We start from the raw sequence: 22,928 nt of genomic DNA on the forward strand, positions 1-22,928 counted from the left end.
CTTTCCTTACTTCAGCGGCGAATGGCGACGTTCAAGGCTGTACCGTTCGATCTCTTTATAGGGAACCGTGGTCGATTTCCGTTTCCGCACATCCACCAGCGTGACCCGGTCAGTACAGGAGTAACAGGGATCGAGACTGCCAATGATCAGCGGCGCGTCGGAGACGGTATTGCCGCGCAGCATATAACGCAGCACGGGCCAGTTGGCGTAGGTGGCCGCCCGGCAGCGCCAGCGAAAAAGCTTCTGGTTATCGCCAAGCATGCTCCAGTGCACGTCCTCGCCACGCGGAGCTTCCACATAACCGAGGGCGAACTTATGCGGCTGATAGCTGAAGCCTTCGGTCAGCAGCGGCGTGTCGGGCAGGTTATCAAGGGCGAACTCAATCATCGCCAGGGAGTCAAACACCTCTTTAACCCGCACCATTACACGCGAGAACACGTCGCCATCCGGCCACGTGAACAGGGTTTTCGGCAAGTTGCCGTAGTCGGCATAGGGGTGATCAAAGCGTAAATCGCGGGTAAAACCGCTGCCGCGGATCAGCGGCCCCACCGGGCTGAAATCCCGGGCAACTTGTCGATCCAGCACGCCAACGCCCTGGGTACGCTGCGCCATGTTCGGCGTGGAGAGCAGCATATCCACCAGTTGTGATACTTCCGCACGCATCTCTTTCACCAATTGAATCGTCTTCACACGCTGCGCTTTCAGGATGTCGCGACGAATACCGCCAATCAGGTTCAGACCATAGGTTTTACGCGAGCCGGTGAGCAGTTCCGCCATGGTCATCGATTTTTCGCGGATACGGAAAAACTGCATAAAGCCGGTATCGAAGCCGACAAAGTGGCTGGAAAGGCCAATATTCAGCAGATGGCTGTGCAGGCGTTCGACTTCCAGCAACACTGAGCGGATAGTGTGTGCCCGTTGCGGTACCACAATGCCAAGCGCGTTTTCCACCGAGGTGGTATACGCCACGCTGTGGGCGAAACCGCAAATGCCGCATACCCTGTCCGACAGAAACGTGACCTCGTTATAGCCCATCCGGGTTTCCGCCAGTTTTTCCATGCCACGGTGTACGTAGAACAGGCGGTAGTCGGCATCGACAATCCGTTCCCCATCAACGAACAGACGAAAATGACCCGGTTCATCAGACGTAATATGTAACGGCCCAATCGGGACAATGCGTGCCGAACTGCCGCCATCGTTAACAAAGGCGTAGTTTTCCGTCTCGCGGGTGGGTTCCGGGCGCAGGCGGTAATCCATGGTGTCTTTACGCAGCGGGTGGAGATCGTCCGGCCAGTCATCTGGCAACACGAGGCGGCGCTGATCCGGCAGACCCACCGGGATCAGACCGTACATATCGCGGATTTCGCGCTCGCCCCATACGGCGGCGGGTACACGTGGCGTCACGGACGGAAACTCGCGGGTTTGTGCATCCACCAACGCTTTGACAACGATCCAGCACTTTTCTGCCCCTTCCATCGAGAGGGCGTAGTAGACCGCATAGTGACCATTCAGGGTGCGTTCATCATTGCCAAACAGCACGGGGAGCCAGCCGTCATGCTGGTAGTAAAGATAGTGCACAATATCTGGCAGCAGGTTGAGTTTCACCGTAATGGTCACCTGCTCAAAGGTTTGACGCTCTTCGTCCAGCACCGCACCAGGAAACTGCGTTTTTAACGCGGCCAGACAAGCGTTGCCGCGCGGTTGTTGAAGACTGACACTGGCTAAATAACTCACTTTGACTCTCCCGGAACATGCAATGGCGTTGCGAAGGTCGTGGTGTCGAAAGCAGACCACAGCCCGCTAAATGAGGGTGACGGTTGATCGTTGCCAGACAAGACAATCGTGGAGGCATTCGCCAGCAGGCTGCTGACCGGCTGCGGAATATGGGTGCCCATCACCAGCATCATCGCCAGCAAAATCATCATTGGTAGGGTCGTCAGCCAGCCCAGCTCGCCGCCTGCTACTTGCTGCGGCGGAGTGGCAAACAGCGCTTTGGCGACCATGCGCACCAGCCCGCCGAGCACCAGTGTCAGCAGCAGCAATAACAGCACGGTCACCAGCAGGTGCTCTGCCGCCAGCCCGGCTGTCACGGTCATAAACTCGCTGAGGAAAATGTTGAAGGGCGGCATCCCGCCGAGCGCCAGCGCGCCGCCGCCGAGCAGAACGGCGGTGAGGGGCATCACTTTCAGCATGCCGCATACCACGTCCAGATTACGGGTACCGTACTTCAGCAATACATTCCCGGAGCCGCAGAACAGCAGGGTTTTGGCGAGGCTGTGGTTCAGCGTATGCAGCAGCGCCGCCAGAATACCCAGCGGGCCGCCAATCCCCAGAGCCACTGCCACCAGCCCCATGTTCTCCACGCTGGAGTAAGCCAGCAGGCGTTTCATGTCCTGTTGCACCAGGATAAAAAAGGCCGCCACCGCTACCGACAACATGCCAAAAATCAGCAACAACCGGCTGGGGAAGGTTTCGCCAATGGCGTGGCAAATGATGATGTAATAGCGGATCAACACCAGCAGTGCGCAGTTGAGCAGCACCGCTGAAAGCAGGGCGCTGACCGGGCTGGGGGCTTCACTGTGCGCATCCGGCAGCCAGGCGTGCATCGGGAAGAGGCCGGTTTTGGTACCAAACCCAATCAGCACAAACACAAAGGCCAGCGTCATCAGCGTGGGATCCAGCTGACTGCTCGCTTTCAGTACTTCGGTCCACAAAATAGCGTGATCCGGCTCTGCCATAAAGCTGGCGGCGTTGGCATAAACCAGTACCGTGCCGAACAGGCCAAACGCGACGCCAACGGTGCAGATAATGATGTATTTCCATGCCGCTTCCAGCGATGAGCGCTGACCATAAATGCCCACCAGAAACGCCGAACTGAGGGTAGTGGCTTCAATGGCAGCCCACATCACAATCAGGTTATTGCTGGTGACTACCAGCAGCATGGTGAACAGGAACAGATGGAAAAAGCCGTAGTAGTTGCATAGCGTGGGGACGGTGATTTCACCGTGATCCACTTCATGGCGCATATAACCAATGGAGTACAGGCCGGTAAGAAAGCCAATAATGCCCAGCAACGACAGGAATAACCCGCTGAGGCTGTCGATATGCAGCCAGCGATGGGCCGCAAAAATTTCCCCTTCGCCGACGCCTTCCACCACGGTAAACAGGGCGATGACCAGCAACAGACTGATGCCGATACTGTGGATCGTTGTGACGAGCGAGCGTGCCGCCGCACGGCTGAGACGGCAAGCGAAGCAGAGCAGTGAAACCCCCAGCGGCGTCAGCAGCAACAGCGTAAACATCAATGCATGACTCATGGTGTTACCCCTTCAGCGCCGTAAGATTGTTCACATCCAGCGTGCCGTGGGTGCGCCAGATTTTGCGCGCCAGCAACGCCATCACAATCACTGCAAAAATGGCATCGGTGGCGATGCCGATCTCCACCAGCTCCGGCGCACGCCAGGCCAGCAGCGCCAGCACCAGATGCGAGCCGTTCTCCATCAGGCAATAGCCGAACACCTGGCGCAGAATGTTGCGCTGACTGATGATGCACAGCAGCCCGAGCAGAAAGTGGCCCAGCGCGACAGCCAGCGCCGGTTTCAGTTGCGCCACCATCGGCAGTTGCACCGGGCGCACCACAAACCAGCACAGCAGCACAATGACGGCCGCCATCAGCACCAGCGTTGCCGGGCCAAACAGCCGGCCGCCTTCGTCATCGGGTGCCATTTTGCGAAACGCATAACCCATGATCAGCGGCACCAGCAGCACCTTGGTGAAAAGGGCGCTAAACGACCACATCAGCAGTTGATCGGCATGAAGTAACTGCGAAAGGGTAAAGAAGAGAGACACCAGCACCAGCGATTGCAAGGCATACAGCCAGCAGGAGACGGAGTAGCGTCTGGCGCAGGTGACCAGCAGCGAGGTAAACATCATTAACCCCGCCAGATTATTGACTATCAGTGTTCCGGTCATTGTCGGTTCCCTTATCCAAGCCACGCCGCAGCAATTACGCTTGAGCACAGCGACATCACGATCAGAATGATCAGCACCAGTTGCATGGCATATGGCAGCGGAGCGGCCTGTGCCACCTCTTCACTGGGTTCACCCGGCACCACCCGCCCGAACCACCAGATAAACCAGCCGAAACTGGCGACCGACTCCACCAGCGCCAGGACCATTACAGGTAACAAAAGAGGGTACTGGGCGGAGAGGGCAAAACCGGCGGCAAAGAGCGGGAACTTACTGAAGAAGCCGTTAAACGGCGGCACACCGGTGATAGCCAGTGCCGCAACGCAAAAGCCGATACCGGCAACGGGCAATATACGTATCACGCCGCGCAGACGCGGCAGCATCCTTGTACCGCAGCTGTAGCTGAGCGCACCTGCAACAAGGAAAAATAAGCTCTTGGCAAACGCGTGGTTGAAGATGTAGACCACCCCCGCTTTGAAGGCGAGCGGCGAACCGAGCGTAGAGAGCGACAGCGCGAGAAAGATCCATGCCAGTTGCGAGATGGTTGACCATGCCAGCAGGCGCTTCATATCTTTTTGCGGCAGGTACATTAAAAAACCGTACACCAGCGTCAGGGTCGCCATGGCAATGGCTGTCCAGCTTATGGCTGGCGGGATTGAACCGCCTTCTGCGATCGCCCGTGCGAAGATATAAACCCCGACTTTCACCATTGACGCGGCATGTAAGTACGCACTGACCGGCGTCGGGGCTTCCATCGCATCCGGCAGCCAGGCTTGTAACGGCAACTGCGCCGATTTGCCCCACGCGGCAAAGAGGATGCCGCCATACACCAGATACGCCGCGGGCCCGTGTAACTGGCTGAGTGCGCTCAGCGCAAAGGTGCCGGTATTGAGAAACAGCGCGGCGGCCGCCAGGTAGAGGCCAAGCGAACCGACATGGGTGATCAGCAGGGCTTTCATCGCGGAACGCTGGGCTTTTTCACTCTGGTAATAACTGATCAGGGCCCACGAGCAACCGCCAGTGATTTCGAAAAACAGCAATTGCCCCAGCAGCGTGGAGGAGAGTACCAGCCCGGACATGGCGCCAATGAAAACCAATAAAAACGCGTAATAACGGTTACTGCCTTCATGGGGATGTTCGCGGTTGCCACGCGTCAAATAACCCGTGGAGTAGAAAGCCACCAACAGACCGAGAAAGACCACCACAAAGAGGATCAGCGTGCTAAGTCGATCGATTTGTAAGCCAAACAACGCCACCTGCCCGACCGCCAGCAGCGGGATGTCGACGGCTTCACGACCCGCCTGGTAAAAGTGAAATGCCAGCGCGACGGTGGCGACCGTCACCAGCAATGCAAATAGCGTGGCCAGCTGTGGCGCGATTCGCCGGGGAGCCACAGAGACGACCAGCGCGCCGATAAAAGGCAGCAACAGCGTCGTCAGCGCAAGATTTTCCATAGTGTTCCAGTGCTCCTTACAAACCGGTAAGCCAGAGAACGTATGACAGCGCAGCCAGACTAAAGCCGAGCCAGGTCAGGTGATGCGTCAGTAAAAAACGGCCGCGTGCCAGTGCGTTCTCCACCATGGACGCCAGCGTGAACACCAACAGCAGTTTGAGCAGCGTGCTCGCCAGCGACAGCGCCATCGCCCCGATGGTGAGGGTGGTGGCATTACCCCACGGGAAAAAAAGCGCGACGAACAACGAGGCCATCACCACTTGTTTCAGGCCAACGCCCCACTTCACCAGCGCCAGTCCGGCACCGGAATATTCGGTTAATGGCCCCTCTTGCAACTCTTGCTCGGCTTCGGCGACATCGAAGGGGATTTTGCCCATCTCAATAAAACAGGCGAACCCACACGCCAGCAGAGCCAGTAGCGTGGCGACTGGCGAGATCCAGCCAGTAGCTAGTGTGCTGCTGATGGCACTGATATTGGTGGAGCCAGCCAGTAACGCCAGTACCAGCAATGAGAGGATCAGCATCGGCTCGACCAGTATGCCCAGCGTCAGTTCGCGGCTCGCGCCCAACCCGGCGAAGGGACTGCCGGTATCCAGCCCGGAGAGCGCGAAGAAAAAGCGAAACAGCGCAAAGAGATAAATTAAGGTGATCAGATCGCCCGCTCCGGCAAAGGGTGAGGTGCGGAAAAACAGCGGTAAGGTCATGGCCACCAGCAACATACTGCTGAGCAGTACCCAGGGCATTACACGGAATATCAACCCTGAGGATGCCGGCGCGACGGCCTGTCGCTTAAGCAGTTTTTGTAAATCACGGTAATCCTGCAAAATTCCCGGTCCGCGCCGGGAGTGCATGCGCGCGCGGATCTGCCGGGACAGGCCAGTAAACAGCGGCGTTAGTGCCAGCAGCAGGGCTGACTGAAGCAGGGCAAACAGCCCGAGTGACCACGCAGAAAGTTGTTCGGTCATTATTGTTCTCTCCTTACAGCGCTATCGTCAGCAACAGGGTTACCAGGGCGGCAATCATGTACAGGCAGTAGAGCCGGAAATCACCGCTTTGCAGGTGTTGCACTCCCTGGGCAATGCGCTGTGTGCCGCGAACCAACGGGCGGATGAGCTTCTCATCCCAGAACGGTTCGGTACGCGTTGCCGCCTGGGTAATGCCGCCAAGGCTTCGCTGGAGCGGTTGAGCCGGATCAAGCTGTTGGCGCAGGCGATAGAGCGGGCCAAACATCACCCGTAATGGCTGGGTAAAACTGCCTGCCGACGGGGCCATACCTTTTTCCCATGCGTAACCACAGGCCCAGGCATCGCCGCTGCGGCGATAAACACCACGCGTAGAGCGATTGATAGACCAGAGCAGGCCCGGCAAGAGTGGCAGGACTAACAACAGCAGGAACACCGTCGAAGGCGTCAACATGGCTTGGTGAACATCGCCGGGGATAAGTGTTGCGCCCTGCGCCACGGCCAGCGTGGCAGGTGGCGTTAAGGTAAGAACAATCTGCATCAGATACGGTGCAACAACACTCGCGCCGACGCCAGTCAATACACACAGCAGTGCCAGCAGCAACATGGCCGCCACCATCGGCCAGGGTGCTTCGCGCGCCTGATCAGCTTGTTCACTGCGGGCATTACCGCAAAAGCTGACGCCATATACTTTGACGAAGCACATGGCCGCCAGCGCCCCGGTGATCGCCAGCATTACAATGGCAATGGGGCCAGCAAGGCGGGGGATGAGGGCGTCAATGCGGGTCAGGGAAAAGAGGGACTGATAGGTATACCACTCGCTGATAAATCCGTTCAGCGGCGGCATGGCGGAAATCGCCAGGCAACCGACCAGAAAGGCACCTGCTGTCCACGGCATCCGTTTCGCCAGCGCGCCCATTTTGTCCATATCACGGGTATGCAGACGGTAGATAATCGCGCCGGCGCCGAGAAACAGCAGCCCTTTGAACAGTGCATGGTTCAGCAGATGAAACAGAGCGCCGAGCAGACCCACAGCGGCAATCACCGGCTGATGCAGGGCAATGCCCGTCATCCCCACGCCCACGCCCATCAGAATGATGCCGATGTTCTCAACGGTATGCCATGCAAGCAGGCGTTTGATATCGTGTTCCGCCAGCGCGTACAACACGCCCAGCACCGATGAAACAGCGCCGAAGGCCAGTACCAGTACTCCCCACCACAGCGGAATGCCGCTGTGACCGAGCAGATCAATACCGACTTTGATGATGCCGAAAATACCGATTTTCACCATTACGCCGGACATTAATGCCGACGCGTGCGATGGCGCTGCCGGGTGCGCGCGTGGCAACCAGCTGTGCAGAGGTAACATCCCCGCTTTGGCGCCAAAACCCAGGAACGCCAGCAAAAACACAGCCGATGCCGTGCCAGGGGAAAGCGACAGGGAACGGAAACTGGCGAAATCCAGGCTGCCGCTCTGCCGCCACATCAGGAAGAAGGCGATCATGATCAGCACAGACCCGGCATGGGCAATAAAAAAGTAGAGCAACCCGGCGTGGATCGACTCTTCATCCTGGTCGGTGATCACCAGGAACCAGGAGGCGAGGGACATCATTTCGAACAAGACAATGAACCAGAAGGCGTTATCCATCACCACCAGACCGACCATTGAGCCGATAAACAGGTTCATGAAGAAGCCCATTGCCGCTGCACCTTTATGCAGGTATTCGCGAACATAGGCGAGAGAGTAGAGCCCGCATACCGTTACCAGCAGCGAAATCACCAGCACCATGAAGGCGCTGAGGCTGTCCAGCCGTACCTGCAAAGGCGCAAAGTCGAACGGCCCTGCGACGTGCCAGTTGAGGGTTTCGCCCCCGCTAAGCGCCACCAGGGCACTGGCAATACCCAGCACACCGCCGAGCATTGCGGTAATGCCCGCGACGTTAATCGCCAGCGCCTGGCGGTGTGAGAGCAGCAGGGAGATCACGCCGCCTGCAACGTAGAGAATAATTGACCACATTAATAATTGCAGGGCATCCATTAGCGTTGCTCCGACGAAGAGGAAAACGTACCGACCGTCAGATCCGTCGACTGCATCGCGGCTTGTTCCCGGCGTGCTTTGAGGTGCTTATTGACCACGGCATCGGTGACCAGGTGCAGAGCGTTGGTAGGGCAGGCCCGCACGCAGGATGGCCCTTCAGGCAGGAAGTGGCAGAGATCGCATTTCACGGCGATGGTTTGTACACCGGCGTTCCAGCGTAAAAAGGGGTGATCCGTTTGCGCGCTCGCGGGAACATCCCGCAATTGCTCCTCGGGAACAGAGTGTTCGTAGCGGACGGGAACATTCAGCGGGCGGCTGCCGGAAGGCGTAATGGCACCGAAAGGGCACACCAGTCCGCACAGTTTGCAGCCAATGCACAGCGTTTCATTCAGATAAACGGCGTCATCCTGCAAGGAAATGGCATTGACCGGGCACACCTGTTTACAGGGGGCGTCATCGCAGTGCCGGCAGAGTATCGGCGCGGTTTTGCTCTCGGTACGCACCAGCGTCAGCCGGGGATGGTGCTGTAAACCCTGGATTTTATGTACATCCGAACACGCGGCAAGGCAGGTATTGCATCCTATACACCACTCGGGACTGGCCATCACAAAGCGGTTCATGTCGGCTCCTTGAAAACAAAGACAAAAACGTTGAGCCTGCCTAAGCACAAGCTATGCCAGAATTGAATTATCTTTTATTTCAAGAGGTTAATATTTTCCGGAAAACGGGGTGAACAAAAGTGATGGTCAGTAGCGAACGAAAAATATCCTTTCGACACCAGTGACGAGCGCGGAGAATAAAGTGTGATTAACGTCAAAATTGCGGTAAAGGAGGGCACAGAAGAGGAGAGGGCAAACCCGGTCGGGCTGCCCTCCGGAAGCGGGATACGCGATCAGGCGTTCTCTTTCAGCCAGGCGACCACAATGTCGTGGTGATTGCTGGTTTTGAAATCATCAAACACATGTTCGATTTTGCCGTCTGCATCAATCAGGAAGCTGATACGGTGAATGCCGTCATAGGTTTTGCCCATAAACGACTTCTCGCCCCAGACACCAAATTGCTCGCATACCTGATGGTCTTCATCAGAGAGTAGCGTAAAGTTGAGCAGCTCTTTTTCGGCGAAACGGGAGAGTTTTTCCGGTTTATCCGTGCTGATACCCAGCACTTCTACACCCGCTTTTTTTAACTCATCCATGTTATCGCGCAGGCCGCAAGCCTGGACAGTACAGCCTGGTGTCATGGCTTTCGGGTAGAAATAGACCAGTACACGCTGTCCCTGGAAGTCGGCCAAATTTACTTGTTCCCCGTCTTGATCCGGCAAGCTAAATTTCGGTGCGATATCACCGGCTTTCAGTGGATTCATTACTTAACTCCATCCTGTTCATCATGCTGTGAATAGTTGACGATGTTTATACTGCCTTGTGCATTCAATTCTGTACATAGTGCTTTGAACGCCCGCTCAATATTTGATGCGTCTTGTGACGCAGGACTGTGAGCGGTTATCTGGATAAACAACTGCGGCGTGGCGTCGTGATTTCCGGGTTGTGTGCGGGAAACCAGCTCCGCGATATTCATATCATGGGCATCGAAAAGCGCGGTGAAACGCTCAATTAAATGCGGTGAATCAGGGACGTCAACCTGCACCCAAACGGTGGCTGGCATATCAGGACGCGGGCGCGCGTCGGTGCGCTTCATCACGATCAGCAAATCCAGCTCTGCGCCTTTCAGCGGTAAGGTTGATTCGATGAGCGTAATGGCGTTCCACGACCCGGACAGCAGCATAATGAACGTGAACTCTTCCCCCAGCATCGCCAGACGGCTGTCTTCAATATTACAGCCGCAGCTGCTGACGTGGCGTGTGATCGTGTTCACAATGCCAGGCCTGTCGGCCCCCAGCGCAGTGATAACCAAAAAATGTTGTGATGAGGCTGTCAAACCTGTGCTTCCTGTCAAACGTGAGGTAATCATAAGGAAAGCATAAAAAAAACCGGCATACAACCGCCACAGGGACTCAGGTCTCTTGCTTTTCTTACAGTACCGCACGTACCATTGAGAATCTTGTTCGCACAGAGGATGGCCCATGTTTACGGGAAGTATTGTCGCGCTTGTCACGCCGATGGATTCGCAAGGTAAAGTCTGCCGGTCAAGCCTGAAAAAACTGATTGATTACCATGTCGCCAACGGAACATCGGCGATCGTTTCGGTAGGGACTACCGGTGAATCCGCCACGCTGAGCCATGACGAGCACGGCGATGTGGTGATGCTGACGCTGGAACTGGCTGACGGGCGTATTCCTGTTATCGCTGGTACAGGCGCGAATGCCACCGCTGAGGCCATCAGCCTGACGCAACGTTTTAACAACAGCGGCGTAGTGGGTTGCCTGACCGTTACCCCGTATTACAATCGCCCGACTCAGGAAGGTCTGTTCCAGCATTTTAAAGCCATCGCCGAACATACTGACTTGCCGCAAATTCTGTATAATGTGCCGTCGCGCACTGGTTGCGATATGTTGCCGGAAACCGTAGGCCGTCTGGCGAAAATTAAAAATATTATCGGTATTAAAGAAGCGACAGGGAACTTAAGTCGTGTTCACCAGATCAAAGAGCTGGTTTCAGACGACTTTATCCTGCTGAGCGGCGACGATGCCACTGCGATGGACTTTATGCAGCTCGGCGGTCACGGCGTGATCTCCGTGACCAGCAACATAGCGGCACGTGATATGGCCGATATGTGCAAGCTGGCGGCGCAAGGGCACTATGCTGAAGCGCGCGTGATTAACCAGCGTCTGATGCCGTTACACAACAAACTATTTGTCGAACCCAATCCGATCCCGGTCAAATGGGCATGTAAGGAGTTGGGACTTGTAGCAACCGACACGCTGCGTTTGCCGATGACGCCCATTACCGATAACGGTCGTGAGGTTGTCCGTGCAGCGCTTAAGCATGCCGGTCTGCTGTAAAGTTTAGGGAGATTTGATGGCTTACTCAGTACAGAAGTCGCGCCTGGCGAAGGTAGCGGGTGTTTCACTTGTGATGTTGCTCGCCGCCTGCAGTTCCGATTCACGTTACAAGCGTCAGGTTAGCGGTGACGAATCCTATCTGGATGCTGCTCCGCTCGCTGAACTTCATGCGCCGGCCGGGATGATCCTTCCGGTGCAGAACGGGGATTACAATATCCCTGTCACCAATGGCAGTGGCGCCCTTGGTAAACAACTGGACATCCGCCCGCCCGCACAGCCGCTCGCGCTGGTAACCGGTGGACGTACGCAATTCACTGGCGATACCGCGACGTTGATGGTGGAAAATGGCCGTAACAGCACGCTGTGGCCGCAGGTTGTGAGCGTTATTCAGGCGAAGAATTACGCCATCGCCAAACGCGATGATGCGACGCAGACCCTGACCACCGACTGGGTTGACTGGAACCGTCTGGATGAAGATCAGCAGTACCGTGGTCGTTATCAAATCTCGGTAAAACCGCAAGGTTATCAGCAAGCGGTCGTGGTCAAACTGGTTAACCTGGAACAGGCAGGCAAACCGGTTGCTGATACCGCATCGCTGCAGCGTTACAGCACCGAAATGCTGAACGTGATTTCCGCCGGTCTGGATAAATCCGCCAACGATGCACAAAAAGCCGCAGACAACCGCAGCGTATCGTCGCTGGATGTACAGAGCGGCGCGGATGATACCGGTCTGCCGATGCTGGTGGTTCGTGGTCCGTTTAACGTGGTGTGGCAGCGTTTGCCTGCCGTGCTGGAAAAAGTGGGCATGAAAGTGACCGACAGCACCCGTTCTACCGGCAGCATGGCGGTGACTTACAAACCGCTGTCTGACAGTGGCTGGCGCGATCTCGGCGCTCGCGATCCGGGCCTCGTTTCCGGTGATTATAAACTGCAGGTCGGCGATTTAGATAACCGCAGCAGCCTCCAGTTTATCGATCCGAAAGGTCATACTCTGACGCAGTCGCAGAATGATGCGCTGGTAGCCGCATTCCAGTCTGCCTTTAACCACTAATCCCGAAGGCCGGATCGCATCCGGCCTTTTTTTATTATGGTGACGCAAACGTGTGCGTCGGCGTAAAATAGTGAAATTCGATTTATATCCTCACACCTGGAGTAACAAAGATGCAAAAGCAAGCTGAGTTGTATCGTGGCAAAGCGAAGACCGTATACAGTACGGAAAACCCGGATCTGTTGGTGCTCGAATTCCGCAATGATACATCAGCAGGGGATGGCGCGCGCATCGAGCAGTTCGATCGTAAGGGCATGGTGAACAACAAGTTTAACCATTTCATTATGAGCAAATTGCAAGAAGCCGGAATCCCGACCCAGATGGAAGCGCTGCTCTCTGATACCGAATGTCTGGTAAAAAAACTGGATATGGTGCCGGTTGAGTGCGTTATCCGTAACCGTGCCGCGGGTTCGCTGGTGAAACGTCTGGGCATTGAGGAAGGTATCGAACTGAATCCGCCGTTGTTCGATATGTTCCTGAAAAACGACGCGATGCACGACCCGATGGTCAACGAATCCTACTGTGAAACCTTCGGCTGGGTGAACAAAGAAAATCTGGCGCGCATGAAAGAGCTGACTTACAAAGCCAACGATGTGCTCAGCAAATTGTTTGATGATGCGGGCCTGATCCTGGTCGATTTCAAGCTGGAATTCGGCCTGTTCAACGGTGAAGTAGTACTCGGCGATGAGTTCTCTCCGGATGGCAGCCGTCTGTGGGACAAAGAGACCCTGGATAAAATGGATAAAGACCGTTTTCGCCAAAGTCTGGGCGGCCTGATTGAAGCTTATGAAGCTGTCGCACATCGTCTCGGTGTGAAGTTAGACTGAGTATACCTGCCGTTTGCCTGGGGGATGCCCGCATCCTCTGGGTTCCTGTACCTTTTTTCCTGTGGTAATCCTTTCCTAAGCGCCTACGATCATATATACACTGAGTCCATTACTGGGAAAGTGAGGTGGTTATGCGCTGGCAAGGGCGTCGAGAAAGTAACAATGTTGAAGACCGGCGCAATGAGTCGGATGGGTCGTCATTTCGCGGGCCGCGTTTTCGCCTGCCTGGCGGCAAAGGGGGCATTATTCTGCTGTTGCTGGTGATGGTCGCCAGTTATTACGGGGTGGATTTAACCGGTCTGCTGACCGGGCAGCCCGTCAGCCCACCGTCCCAACAGCGTAGCGTCAGTCCGAATGAGGACGAATCCGCGCATTTCACCCGTGTCATTTTTGCCACCACCGAAGATACCTGGGGGCAACTTTTTGCCGGCATGGGCCGTCAATACCACCAACCCACGCTGGTGATGTACCGCAATTATACCCGCACCGGTTGCGGAACCGGGCAGTCGATTATGGGGCCGTTTTACTGCCCGGCGGATAGCAAGGTCTATATCGATCTCTCTTTTTATGACGACATGAAAAACAAACTGGGCGCTGATGGCGACTTTGCCCAAGGGTACGTGATTGCGCATGAAGTTGGCCATCACGTACAGAAGTTACTTGGCACAGAAGAGAAAGTACGACGCCTGCAACAGAACGCCTCGCAGAAAGAGGCCAACGCGCTATCGGTGCGCATGGAACTGCAGGCGGATTGTTATGCCGGCGTCTGGGGGCACAGTATGCAGCAGCAGGGAGTGCTCGAGCCGGGCGATCTGGAGGAGGCGCTGAATGCCGCCCAGGCCATTGGCGATGATCGCTTACAGCAGCGTAGCCAGGGGCGTGCGATCCCGGACAGTTTTACCCATGGTACCTCGGCCCAGCGTTACAGCTGGTTCAAACGCGGCATGGACAGTGGCAATCCGGCGCAGTGCGATACCTTCAGCGGGCAGCTGTAACCGTTAACGATGCAGGTATTTCTTCGACTGAGCGCGCAAATGGCGCGTGAAGGCATTCGCCGTTTGCTGGTGGTGAGCGGCGGCGCCCGGTGGTGTGAACAGCAGGCGGAGCGACTGCGTGACGCGCTGCCTGGCGACTGGTTATGGGTGGGGGACAGCGCAAACTGGACAAAGCAGTGCTCTCCGCGCGCGCTGTCCACGTTACTGGGGCGCGAATTCACCCATGCCGTTTTTGATGCGCGCCAGGGTTTCGATGTTGCGGCTTTTGCCGCCCTGGGAGGCACGCTCAGGGCCGGTAGCTGGCTGGTGCTGCTCACCCCTTCGCACGACCTGTGGCCGGCGTTGCCGGATGCGGACAGTTGCCGCTGGAGCGACACGGCAGAACCCGTTGCCACACCCGTCTTTGTGCACCATTTCTTACGCACTCTCGCAGCGGATAAGCAAGCGGTGGTGTGGCACGAACCTCATTCTTTTACCTTGACGCATTTTCCTGCGCGCGAGGACTGGCACCCGGCCACGGGGGAACCCGTGCACGAGCAGGCCGACATTCTTGCCGCACTGCACGCCATGCCCCCCGGCGTGGCAGTCGTTACCGCACCGCGAGGCCGCGGTAAGTCGGCGCTGGCCGGAATGCACATCGCGCAGCTTCCTTCACCGTCGACGGTGACCGCTCCGGCACGAGCGGCGACCGATGTGCTGGCACATTATGCCGGCGAACGCTTTGTATTTACCGCCCCGGATGCCTTATTGCAAAAGATCGCCGACGCTGGCCCGCAGCGTGGCTGGCTGGTGGTTGATGAAGCCGCGGCGATCCCCGGCCCCTCACTGCATGCGCTGACCACAGCGTTTGAGCATGTGCTCCTTACAACCACGGTGCAAGGGTATGAAGGAACCGGGCAGGGGTTTTTGCTGAAGTTTTGCGCCAGCTTCCCCCGGCTGCATCATTATGCGTTGAGCACGCCGCTACGCTGGGCGAAGGGGTGTCCACTGGAGCAGTTTATCAACACGTTACTGCTCTTTGACGATGCGCAAATCGCTGAGATTGCCCCCGGCGCCAGCACTCTGCAACCGTTGGCACAGAATGCCTGGCAAAACCAGCCCGCACAGCCCATGGCACTTTATCGCCTGCTGGCAAGCGCCCACTATCGTACTTCCCCCCTGGACTTGCGGCGCATGATGGATGCGCCAGGGCAGCACTTTTGGCTGAGTAGTCACGGCCCGGCGCTGACAGGCGCATTGTGGCTGGTGGAAGAAGGTGGATTAAGCCCGGAACTCAGCCAGGCGGTATGGGCCGGTTTTCGCCGTCCGCGCGGGAATTTAGTGGCACAGTCGCTGGCGGCACACGGCGGCAGCCCGCTGGCAGCGACCCTTCGCGGGCTACGGGTGAGCCGTATCGCCGTGCACCCTTTCTGCCAACGCCAGGGCATAGGGTCGGCGCTGATCGCCAGCGCGCAGGCGCATTCTGGTGATTATGATTATCTGTCGGTCAGCTTTGGTTATACCCCGGGTTTATGGCGTTTCTGGCAGCGCTGTGGTTTTGCACTGGTGCGTCTCGGCAGCCACCGTGAGGCCAGTAGCGGCTGCTATACGGCGATGGCGCTGCTACCACTGACGGCGGCGGGAGAGGCGCTGGTCAGGCACGAGCAGGCTCGTCTGTCGCGTGATTTACCGTTCCTGGCACACTGGCGAGAGGAAAAGTTGCCACTGCCTGCTGTGCAGACGACTACCCTTAATGATGAAGACTGGCGCGAACTGGCGGGGTTCGCCTTTGCGCATCGTCCGCTCTCCAGCGCGCAGGGGGCATTGTGCCGCCTGCTTCAGCACAGTGATTTAGCGCTGGCATCGCTGCGTGGCGTACTCACCGAGGGGAAAAGTGAGCACTTGCTCTGCCGTGAGTTGAGCATTCACGGGCGTAAAGCTCTGCTGGCGCGGCAACGCCAGGATACCGCGCTGGCCCTTAGCATGTGCGATCCTCAACGCACAGCATGTCTGAAAGAACAGGTACAAAAGCTGCAGTTTTTTTAACTAACTCATTCAGTTAAATGGCATGGTCATTATTGCTCCCCGGCGTAAACTGCACTCATCGAGTTAAGGAGACCACCATGAAACATGACCATTTTGTAGTGCAAAGCCCGCAATCCCCGGCAAAACAGTTGCTGCTGCTGTTTCATGGCGTTGGTGATAACCCGGTTTCGATGGGGGAAATTGGCCGCTGGTTCACCTCCCACTTCCCCGAGGCGCTGATTGTCAGCATCGGCGGCGCGCAGCCCAGCGGCATGGCGCCGGGGCGGCAGTGGTTCTCCGTAGTGGGCGTGACGGAGGAGAACCGCCAGCAGCGGGTCAACGAGGCAATGCCTGTATTTATCGATACGGTGCGTTACTGGCAACAGCAGAGCGGTGTCGGGCCGCAAGGCACGGCACTGATTGGCTTCTCGCAGGGAGCGATCATGGCGCTGGAAGGGGTAAAAGCACAGGACGATCTGGCGTCGCGGGTTATCGCTTTTAATGGTCGCTACGCCACGCTGCCGCAGAAAGCCCATGCAGCGCAGACCATCCATTTGATTCACGGCGGTGAAGACAACGTCATTGATCTGGCCTGGGCAGTTTCCGCGCAGGAGGCGTTGCTAGGCCACGGTGGCGATGTCACGCTGGATATTGTTGATGATTTGGGGCATGCCATAGACGATCGCAGTATTGAGCTGGCGCTAAACCACCTGCGCTATACCGTGCCGAAGCACTACTTCGACGAAGCGTTAAGCGGCGGAAAACCTAACGACGATGATATTGTTGAACTGCTGATGTGAAATCGCCACTCCTGAGGAGTGGCGTGCGGCAGGTTACTTCTTCGGCTGGTCTTTGTTGGGCCAGTCGTCATCGTCATCCCACTTATCGTTAAAATCACGATGCGGAGGAAGATCCGGTTTGTTAGCGAGGAATTTTTTATGATCGACGCGCGTCAGATCTTTAATCACGTTAATGATCACGCCGAGTAAAAAGACCAGTACCAGGATCCACCAATATTTAGCAAGCCACTCCATGCAATCCTCCAGGCCCGTCAGGCGATAAGCTGTTCCATAATGCGTTGATACATACGCGCAAGCATCTGCAAATCGGCGGCATTCACGCATTCGTTAATCTTGTGAATGGTCGCGTTGACAGGCCCGAGTTCCACGACTTGTGCGCCCATCCGCGCGATAAAACGGCCATCGGACGTGCCGCCTGTGGTCAACAGCTGCGGTTTGATCTCATTATAGTGCTCAATGGCGTTCACTACCGCATCCACCAGTTTGCCGCGCCCGGTCAAAAACGGCTGCCCTGAAATCCACCACTCTACCGTATAACGCAACTGATGTTTCTCCAGCAATGCAGCCACTTTTGCTTTGATCATCTCATCCGTCAGTTCAGTACTGAAGCGGAAGTTGAACTGCACAAACAGTTCCCCGGGGATGACGTTGTTGCTGCCCGTACCGGCTTTAATATTGGCTATCTGCATGCTGGTCGGCGGAAAATACTCATTGCCGTGATCCCACTCAATGCTCACCAGTTCGTTTATCATCGGCGCAGCACGGTGCACCGGGTTATCCGCAAGGTGCGGATAGGCAACGTGCCCTTGCACGCCATGAATCGTCAGGTTGCAGGTCATCGAGCCGCGACGGCCGTTTTTCACTACATCGCCGACCACTTCGGTACTTGAGGGTTCACCGACCAGGCAGTAATCCAGGCGTTCATTGCGCGCCATCAGCGCTTCCACCACTTTAACGGTACCGTGAGTGGCGCTGGCTTCTTCATCTGAAGTGATCAGAAATGCCAGGCGACCTTTGTGCTGCGGATGCTGAGCGACAAAACGCTCTGCGGCAACCACCATCGCTGCCAGCGAACCTTTCATATCGGCCGCGCCGCGACCAAATAGCATGCCATCGCGGATGGTGGGTTCAAACGGTGGATTGATCCAGCGATCGGCATCCCCTGGCGGAACCACATCGGTATGACCAGCAAAGGCCAGCGTTTCGCCCTGACCGCGCCATGCCCAGAAGTTTTGCGTGTCGCCAAAATTCATCGGCTCAATGGTAAAACCGATAGCGCGCAGGCGTTCAATCATTAACGCCTGGCATCCCGCATCATCAGGACTCAGAGAAGGGCGACGAATAAGCTGCTGTGTCAGCTCAATAACCGGGCACGACATAAACTACACCTCGTTGATAAACTTCTCGTAACTGGAATCATTGAAACCCAGCAGCATAGGCTTACCGGGCGCGCAGAGCAATGGGCGTTTAATTATTGCCGGCATTTCCAGCATCAGCGCGGCGGCGGCCTCAGGGGTCGTAATGGTGGCGCGCAGCGATTCATCCAGTTTACGCCAGGTCGTGCCGCGCGTGTTCAGCAGCGCCTCCCAGCCAAGTTCTGCAATGAAACTATGCAGTAATGATGCATCAATACCGTCGGCCCGGTAATCATGAAAGCGATATGCCACCTGGTTATCTTCCAGCCAGCGGCGCGCTTTTTTGATGGTGTCGCAGTTTTTGATGCCATACATCGTCAACATGGTGAATCCTTTTGTCTCATTTCAGGTTATTCGTACAAGAAATTAGAATAACGGAATTAATAAAGAATTTCATTCGCCAGTTAATTATATTTCAGCGAATATAACCACTCTGCTCCAGCTTGAATAAACTCTCAGCGGTAGCGCATACCATGCCGGTGGTTAAAAAACGAAAACCATATTGTTGATAAAATCCTGTTTTTTCGGGTACGGAATAAATAAAGAGTTTGCCGAAAGGTAATAACGTTTTCACGATGTCAGTCATTAATTGTTTGCCGTAACCACGGCCCTGATGAGAAGGCGAGACAACAATATCAGCCACATAGCTGGCCCATGTCAGATCGCTGATGGCGCGTGCGGTAGCGACCAGTTCGCCGTCATGGTAACCGAACCAGCAAAAGGTGCTGTTACGCCATGCCTGTTCGACCTGTTGCAGCGGGCGCTGGTTGAGTCCTCCGGCGGCAAGTAAGTGGCTTAACCTCTGCCAGTCAACCGCATTAATGGTAGATTTATCACACAATGTGATCGTCATTTCATTTAGTCCTAAAGTTTTTATGGAATATTGCCGTTACTCACATTAAATGAAAGAACAACGGCTCATAGTAATATCACGTTATTCAAAATACCCTGCAAACAACGATTGAAGCAATTGTTTAAAATATCTTCACAGTGGTCATCAGATTGAGTAAAATGGCCACAATAATAAGAGAAAGAGAGGTAGTTATGATTGAACATGAACTGGGGAACTGGAAAGACTTTATCGAAGGCATGCTTCGTAAATAATTTCCAAAAGCTTATTAAGCAGTGACGGCTTATAACTAAAAGTGTGAAAACAATCACATGAAAAAGGCGACCCGCAGGTCGCCTTTTTTGTTGCCTGGCTTACATCACCGCCAGGTCATCGGTGATGCATTGGCTGTATTACTGCGCGCGTTCTCTCAGCGGGAAGCGGCGACGTACCAGCACAAAGAACAAAGGTACAAAGAAGATAGCCAGCACGGTAGCGGAGATCATCCCGCCTATCACCCCGGTTCCTACCGCATGCTGGCTACCGGAGCCTGCGCCCGTGCTGGTTGCCATGGGCAACACACCAAACACAAACGCCAGCGAGGTCATCAGGATCGGGCGTAAGCGCTGGCGACAGGCATGTAACGTCGACACCAGCAAATCTTCACCTTTTGCATTCATATCATTGGCGAATTCGACAATCAGAATGGCGTTCTTCGCCGAGAGGCCGATGACCGTCAACAGACCGACCTGGAAATAAACATCGTTCTCCAGACCACGCGCCCAGGTCGCCAGCAGTGCGCCTATCACCCCGAGCGGCACCACCAGCATGACCGAGAACGGCACTGACCAGCTTTCATATAACGCGGCGAGGCACAGAAACACCACCAGCAGAGAAACGGCATATAGCGCCGGCGCTTGCGCACCAGAGAGGCGCTCCTGATAAGACATGGCCGTCCACTCCAGACCAAAGCCGCCCGGAAGTTGATTCACCAGCTTTTCCATCACGTTCATTGCCGTACCGGTGCTGACGCCAGGCGCTGATTCACCGACAATTTCCACGGCAGCATAACCGTTGTAACGCTCCAGGCGCGGTGAGCCGGTTTCCCAGCGCGAGGTGGCGAAGGCCGAGAAGGGCACCATACCGCCGCTGCTGTTGCGCACATACCACAGGTTAATATCCCCCGGCAGCATGCGATATTTTGCCGCCGCCTGGACATACACTTTCTTGACGCGGCCACGATCCATAAAGTCGTTAACGTAGCTGGAGCCCCACGCCGTTTGTAACGTGTCGTTGATATCATCAATGGACACGCCCAGCGCCTGCGCTTTGCGCTGATCGATATCGATTTGCAGCTGCGCGCTGTCATCAAGCCCGTTATGACGAACCCGTGTCAGCGCAGGGTCTTTCGACGCCATGTCAAGCAGGCGGTCGCGGGCGGCCATTAGCGCATCGTGGCCTGCACCTGCATGATCCTGCAGCTCCATATCGAAACCGGCGGAACTGCCCATACCGCTGATCGCCGGCGGGCTGCTGGCGAAGACGCGAGCTTCGTTAATACGGTTAAACGCTTTGGTGGTCCGCTCAATAATGGCAAACGCGCTGCCACTGGTGGGATCGCGTTCATCCCAGTCCTTCAGGCGGACAAACAGACGCGCCACGTTTTGCCCGTTGCCGCCAGGGCCGGAGCCAACGGTGGAGAAGACCGACTCGACATTGGCTTTTTCGTGAGTCGCAAAATAGTTTTCGACTTTTTCGACCACTTTCAGGGTTTGTTGCTGCGTTGCCCCGCTGGGTAACTGCACCGAGGTGGTGAACATTCCGCGATCTTCCAGCGGCAGAAACGAGGTGGGCAGACGCAGGAATAACAGCACCATGCCGCCAATCAGCAAAATGTAGAGCACCATCCAGCGCAGACTGCGGTGCAGAATCTTACCCACTGCGGTTTCGTAACGGGCGGCGTTGCTGTCAAACAGGCGATTGAAGGCGCCAAAGAATCCTTTTTGCCCGTGCAGTTCGCCTTTATGCAGCGGTTTGAGCAACGTGGCGCACAGCGCCGGGGTGAGGATCATCGCCACCAATACCGACAGCACCATCGCCGACACAATGGTGATCGAAAACTGACGGTAAATGGCACCCGTAGTGCCGCCGAAAAACGCCATCGGCACAAATACGGCCGAGAGCACCATCGCGATCCCCACCAGCGCGCCCTGAATTTGCCCCATCGACTTACGCGTCGCTTCTCGCGGCGAAAGCCCCTCTGCTGACATGATCCTTTCTACGTTCTCCACCACCACAATGGCGTCATCCACCAGCAGGCCGATAGCGAGCACCATGGCGAACATGGTTAAGGTATTAATGCTGTAGCCGAAGGTATAGAGCACCGCGAAAGTCCCCAGCAGCACCACCGGTACGGCGATGGTGGGGATCAACGTTGCGCGGAAATTTTGCAGGAATAAATACATCACCAGGAACACCAGTGCGATAGCTTCCAGCAGGGTTTTTACCACATCGATAATTGAGGCTTTCACAAACGAAGTGGTTTCGTAAGCGACTTTGTACTCCAGTCCATGCGGAAAGAAGGGCGCCAGCTCATCAAGGCGCTTGATGACCTGTTCCGCCGTCTCCATTTCGTTCGCCCCGGAGGCGAGTTTTACCCCCAGCCCGGACGCCGCATTGCCGTTATAACGGCTGAGATAGTCATATTTCTCAGCGCCCAGTTCGACGGTGGCGACATCGCCAAGCTTCACTTCAGAACCGTCCTGATTGACACGCAACGTAATATCACGGAACTGTTGCGGGGTTTGTAGCAGTGACTGGGAATTGATGGTGGCATTCAGCGCCTGGCGATCGACCGAAGGCGTGCCACCCAACTGGCCAACGGCAATTTGCGCATTTTGCGAGCTAATGGCAGATGTCACGTCGGAGGTGGTCATCTGGTAACTATTGAGTTTGGCGGGATCAAGCCAGATACGCATGGAGTACTGTGAACCGTAGGCATCAATATCGCCGACGCCATTTACCCGGCTGATAGGGTCCTGAATATTACTGGCCACGTAGTCCGCAATATCTTGTTTATCCATTGAGCCGTCGGTCGATACGAAGGCCAGCGTCAGGATGTTGGTATCACCGGTTTTGCGCACCGTCACGCCCTGGTTCTGCACCTTCTGCGGCAGCTTACGCAGGGCGGATTGTAACTGGTTTTGCACCTGCTGCACGGCTTCGTCAGGATCGGTGCCGGCTTTAAAGTTCAGGGTGACAGTAGCCTGGCCTGTCGCGCTGCTTTGCGAAGACATATACATCAGGTTATCGAGCCCGGTCATGTTCTGCTCAATCACCTGGGTGACGGTGTTCTCCAGCGTTTGCGCAGAAGCGCCCGGATAACTGGCCGTAATGCGCACGTTGGGTGGGGCTAAATCGGGGTATTGTTCGACCGGGAGAGAAATAATGGCAAGTGTTCCCGTAAGACAGATGAGGATCGCCAGTACCCACGCAAAAATGGGGCGATCAATAAAAAAATTCGCCATCAGAAGCCAGACCTCTATTGCTGCGCATCATTATTATTACATTGCTCGCCACAATGTAGCGGCAATGCAGCAACCAATCGTGGAGAAATTAAGGAGAAAATG

At 55.9% G+C, this 22,928-nt stretch carries 21 protein-coding genes; 7 read left to right on the forward strand and 14 right to left on the reverse strand.

What is annotated here, in order from left to right; all coding sequences use genetic code 11:
- Nucleotides 1-6 precede the first annotated feature (6 nt).
- The 9 genes from ACUY4S_RS06535 to ACUY4S_RS06575 form a co-directional block, all read right to left on the reverse strand.
- Nucleotides 7-1,734, reverse strand: coding sequence for a hydrogenase large subunit (locus ACUY4S_RS06535; RefSeq protein WP_458022197.1), 1,728 nt, complete (start codon nucleotides 1,732-1,734; stop codon nucleotides 7-9).
- Entirely contained in the window at nucleotides 1,731-3,317 is a 1,587-nt protein-coding gene (locus ACUY4S_RS06540; RefSeq protein ID WP_458022196.1) for a hydrogenase 4 subunit F, read from the reverse strand. Before ACUY4S_RS06540 ends, ACUY4S_RS06535 begins: the two co-directional genes overlap by 4 nt.
- 4 nt (nucleotides 3,318-3,321) lie before the next feature.
- Nucleotides 3,322-3,972, reverse strand: a complete 651-nt coding sequence (gene hyfE / locus ACUY4S_RS06545; RefSeq protein ID WP_312690605.1) for a hydrogenase 4 membrane subunit — start codon at nucleotides 3,970-3,972, stop codon at nucleotides 3,322-3,324.
- A gap of 11 nt (nucleotides 3,973-3,983) precedes the next feature.
- Entirely contained in the window at nucleotides 3,984-5,423 is a 1,440-nt protein-coding gene (locus ACUY4S_RS06550; RefSeq protein ID WP_458022195.1) for a hydrogenase 4 subunit D, read from the reverse strand.
- Between the two features lie 16 nt (nucleotides 5,424-5,439).
- Nucleotides 5,440-6,387 carry a respiratory chain complex I subunit 1 family protein gene (locus ACUY4S_RS06555; protein WP_458022194.1) on the reverse strand — a complete coding sequence of 316 codons (948 nt, stop codon included), beginning with the start codon at nucleotides 6,385-6,387 and terminating at the stop codon, nucleotides 5,440-5,442.
- A 13-nt stretch (nucleotides 6,388-6,400) separates the two neighbouring features.
- The gene (gene hyfB / locus ACUY4S_RS06560; protein ID WP_458022193.1) at nucleotides 6,401-8,422 is read right to left on the reverse strand and encodes a hydrogenase 4 subunit B; all 2,022 of its coding nucleotides are present in this window, start codon (nucleotides 8,420-8,422) and stop codon (nucleotides 6,401-6,403) included.
- Nucleotides 8,422-9,042 carry a 4Fe-4S dicluster domain-containing protein gene (locus ACUY4S_RS06565; protein WP_458022192.1) on the reverse strand — a complete coding sequence of 207 codons (621 nt, stop codon included), beginning with the start codon at nucleotides 9,040-9,042 and terminating at the stop codon, nucleotides 8,422-8,424. The genes hyfB and ACUY4S_RS06565 overlap by 1 nt, the downstream gene beginning before the upstream one ends.
- 272 nt (nucleotides 9,043-9,314) lie before the next feature.
- Complete coding sequence (gene bcp / locus ACUY4S_RS06570; RefSeq protein WP_312690595.1) at nucleotides 9,315-9,785, reverse strand: thioredoxin-dependent thiol peroxidase; 471 nt, start codon at nucleotides 9,783-9,785, stop codon at nucleotides 9,315-9,317.
- Nucleotides 9,785-10,357, reverse strand: a complete 573-nt coding sequence (locus ACUY4S_RS06575; protein WP_312690594.1) for a glycine cleavage system transcriptional repressor — start codon at nucleotides 10,355-10,357, stop codon at nucleotides 9,785-9,787. The genes bcp and ACUY4S_RS06575 overlap by 1 nt, the downstream gene beginning before the upstream one ends.
- A 145-nt stretch (nucleotides 10,358-10,502) precedes the next feature.
- Here ACUY4S_RS06575 and dapA point away from each other — a divergent pair, with 145 nt between their 5' ends.
- The 6 genes from dapA (at nucleotide 10,503) to ypfH (ending at nucleotide 17,055) form a co-directional block, all read left to right on the forward strand.
- Nucleotides 10,503-11,381, forward strand: a complete 879-nt coding sequence (gene dapA, locus ACUY4S_RS06580) for a 4-hydroxy-tetrahydrodipicolinate synthase (protein WP_312690592.1) — start codon at nucleotides 10,503-10,505, stop codon at nucleotides 11,379-11,381.
- A gap of 16 nt (nucleotides 11,382-11,397) precedes the next feature.
- Nucleotides 11,398-12,432 (forward strand): outer membrane protein assembly factor BamC, encoded by a 1,035-nt coding sequence (gene bamC / locus ACUY4S_RS06585; protein ID WP_312690590.1) that lies wholly within the window; start codon nucleotides 11,398-11,400, stop codon nucleotides 12,430-12,432.
- A gap of 110 nt (nucleotides 12,433-12,542) precedes the next feature.
- Entirely contained in the window at nucleotides 12,543-13,256 is a 714-nt protein-coding gene (gene purC / locus ACUY4S_RS06590) for a phosphoribosylaminoimidazolesuccinocarboxamide synthase (protein WP_312690589.1), read from the forward strand.
- Between the two features lie 131 nt (nucleotides 13,257-13,387).
- Complete coding sequence (ypfJ, locus tag ACUY4S_RS06595; RefSeq protein WP_458022191.1) at nucleotides 13,388-14,251, forward strand: KPN_02809 family neutral zinc metallopeptidase; 864 nt, start codon at nucleotides 13,388-13,390, stop codon at nucleotides 14,249-14,251.
- Nucleotides 14,252-14,260: 9 nt separating this feature from the next.
- Nucleotides 14,261-16,276, forward strand: coding sequence for a tRNA(Met) cytidine acetyltransferase TmcA (locus tag ACUY4S_RS06600; protein ID WP_458022190.1), 2,016 nt, complete (start codon nucleotides 14,261-14,263; stop codon nucleotides 16,274-16,276).
- A gap of 77 nt (nucleotides 16,277-16,353) precedes the next feature.
- Nucleotides 16,354-17,055, forward strand: a complete 702-nt coding sequence (gene ypfH / locus ACUY4S_RS06605; protein ID WP_312690583.1) for an esterase — start codon at nucleotides 16,354-16,356, stop codon at nucleotides 17,053-17,055.
- Nucleotides 17,056-17,088: 33 nt separating this feature from the next.
- Here ypfH and ACUY4S_RS06610 read toward each other — a convergent pair whose 3' ends face one another.
- From ACUY4S_RS06610 to ACUY4S_RS06625, 4 genes are all read right to left on the reverse strand, one after another.
- Nucleotides 17,089-17,289 carry a YpfN family protein gene (locus tag ACUY4S_RS06610; protein WP_312690581.1) on the reverse strand — a complete coding sequence of 67 codons (201 nt, stop codon included), beginning with the start codon at nucleotides 17,287-17,289 and terminating at the stop codon, nucleotides 17,089-17,091.
- A 17-nt stretch (nucleotides 17,290-17,306) separates the two neighbouring features.
- On the reverse strand, nucleotides 17,307-18,434 hold the full coding sequence (gene dapE / locus ACUY4S_RS06615; protein WP_312690579.1) for a succinyl-diaminopimelate desuccinylase: 1,128 nt from the start codon (nucleotides 18,432-18,434) through the stop codon (nucleotides 17,307-17,309).
- A 3-nt stretch (nucleotides 18,435-18,437) separates the two neighbouring features.
- Nucleotides 18,438-18,794, reverse strand: a complete 357-nt coding sequence (locus ACUY4S_RS06620; protein ID WP_458022189.1) for an ArsC family reductase — start codon at nucleotides 18,792-18,794, stop codon at nucleotides 18,438-18,440.
- A gap of 91 nt (nucleotides 18,795-18,885) precedes the next feature.
- Entirely contained in the window at nucleotides 18,886-19,323 is a 438-nt protein-coding gene (locus ACUY4S_RS06625) for a GNAT family N-acetyltransferase (RefSeq protein WP_458022188.1), read from the reverse strand.
- A 191-nt stretch (nucleotides 19,324-19,514) separates the two neighbouring features.
- Between ACUY4S_RS06625 and ypfM the strand changes: the two genes are divergently transcribed.
- Nucleotides 19,515-19,574 (forward strand): protein YpfM, encoded by a 60-nt coding sequence (ypfM, locus tag ACUY4S_RS06630; RefSeq protein ID WP_100181659.1) that lies wholly within the window; start codon nucleotides 19,515-19,517, stop codon nucleotides 19,572-19,574.
- Nucleotides 19,575-19,712: 138 nt separating this feature from the next.
- Here the strand turns inward: ypfM and acrD are convergent, their stop codons facing one another.
- On the reverse strand, nucleotides 19,713-22,826 hold the full coding sequence (gene acrD, locus ACUY4S_RS06635) for a multidrug efflux RND transporter permease AcrD (RefSeq protein WP_458022187.1): 3,114 nt from the start codon (nucleotides 22,824-22,826) through the stop codon (nucleotides 19,713-19,715).
- Nucleotides 22,827-22,928 lie beyond the last annotated feature (102 nt).

Source organism: Kosakonia beeri, assembly GCF_054165705.1.

Bases quoted from the DNA above. Each gene is read 5' to 3' on its own strand.
- bcp (WP_312690595.1), bottom strand. From the start codon at position 9,785: ATGAATCCACTGAAAGCCGGTGATATCGCACCGAAATTTAGCTTGCCG.
- ypfH (WP_312690583.1), top strand. From the start codon at position 16,354: ATGAAACATGACCATTTTGTAGTGCAAAGCCCGCAATCCCCGGCAAAA.
- hyfE (WP_312690605.1), bottom strand. From the start codon at position 3,972: ATGACCGGAACACTGATAGTCAATAATCTGGCGGGGTTAATGATGTTT.
- purC (WP_312690589.1), top strand. From the start codon at position 12,543: ATGCAAAAGCAAGCTGAGTTGTATCGTGGCAAAGCGAAGACCGTATAC.
- ACUY4S_RS06610 (WP_312690581.1), bottom strand. From the start codon at position 17,289: ATGGAGTGGCTTGCTAAATATTGGTGGATCCTGGTACTGGTCTTTTTA.
- ACUY4S_RS06565 (WP_458022192.1), bottom strand. From the start codon at position 9,042: ATGAACCGCTTTGTGATGGCCAGTCCCGAGTGGTGTATAGGATGCAAT.
- ACUY4S_RS06555 (WP_458022194.1), bottom strand. From the start codon at position 6,387: ATGACCGAACAACTTTCTGCGTGGTCACTCGGGCTGTTTGCCCTGCTT.
- ypfJ (WP_458022191.1), top strand. From the start codon at position 13,388: ATGCGCTGGCAAGGGCGTCGAGAAAGTAACAATGTTGAAGACCGGCGC.
- hyfB (WP_458022193.1), bottom strand. From the start codon at position 8,422: ATGGATGCCCTGCAATTATTAATGTGGTCAATTATTCTCTACGTTGCA.
- dapE (WP_312690579.1), bottom strand. From the start codon at position 18,434: ATGTCGTGCCCGGTTATTGAGCTGACACAGCAGCTTATTCGTCGCCCT.
- ACUY4S_RS06540 (WP_458022196.1), bottom strand. From the start codon at position 3,317: ATGAGTCATGCATTGATGTTTACGCTGTTGCTGCTGACGCCGCTGGGG.
- ACUY4S_RS06620 (WP_458022189.1), bottom strand. From the start codon at position 18,794: ATGTTGACGATGTATGGCATCAAAAACTGCGACACCATCAAAAAAGCG.
- ACUY4S_RS06625 (WP_458022188.1), bottom strand. From the start codon at position 19,323: ATGACGATCACATTGTGTGATAAATCTACCATTAATGCGGTTGACTGG.
- ACUY4S_RS06550 (WP_458022195.1), bottom strand. From the start codon at position 5,423: ATGGAAAATCTTGCGCTGACGACGCTGTTGCTGCCTTTTATCGGCGCG.
- acrD (WP_458022187.1), bottom strand. From the start codon at position 22,826: ATGGCGAATTTTTTTATTGATCGCCCCATTTTTGCGTGGGTACTGGCG.
- ACUY4S_RS06600 (WP_458022190.1), top strand. From the start codon at position 14,261: ATGCAGGTATTTCTTCGACTGAGCGCGCAAATGGCGCGTGAAGGCATT.
- bamC (WP_312690590.1), top strand. From the start codon at position 11,398: ATGGCTTACTCAGTACAGAAGTCGCGCCTGGCGAAGGTAGCGGGTGTT.
- dapA (WP_312690592.1), top strand. From the start codon at position 10,503: ATGTTTACGGGAAGTATTGTCGCGCTTGTCACGCCGATGGATTCGCAA.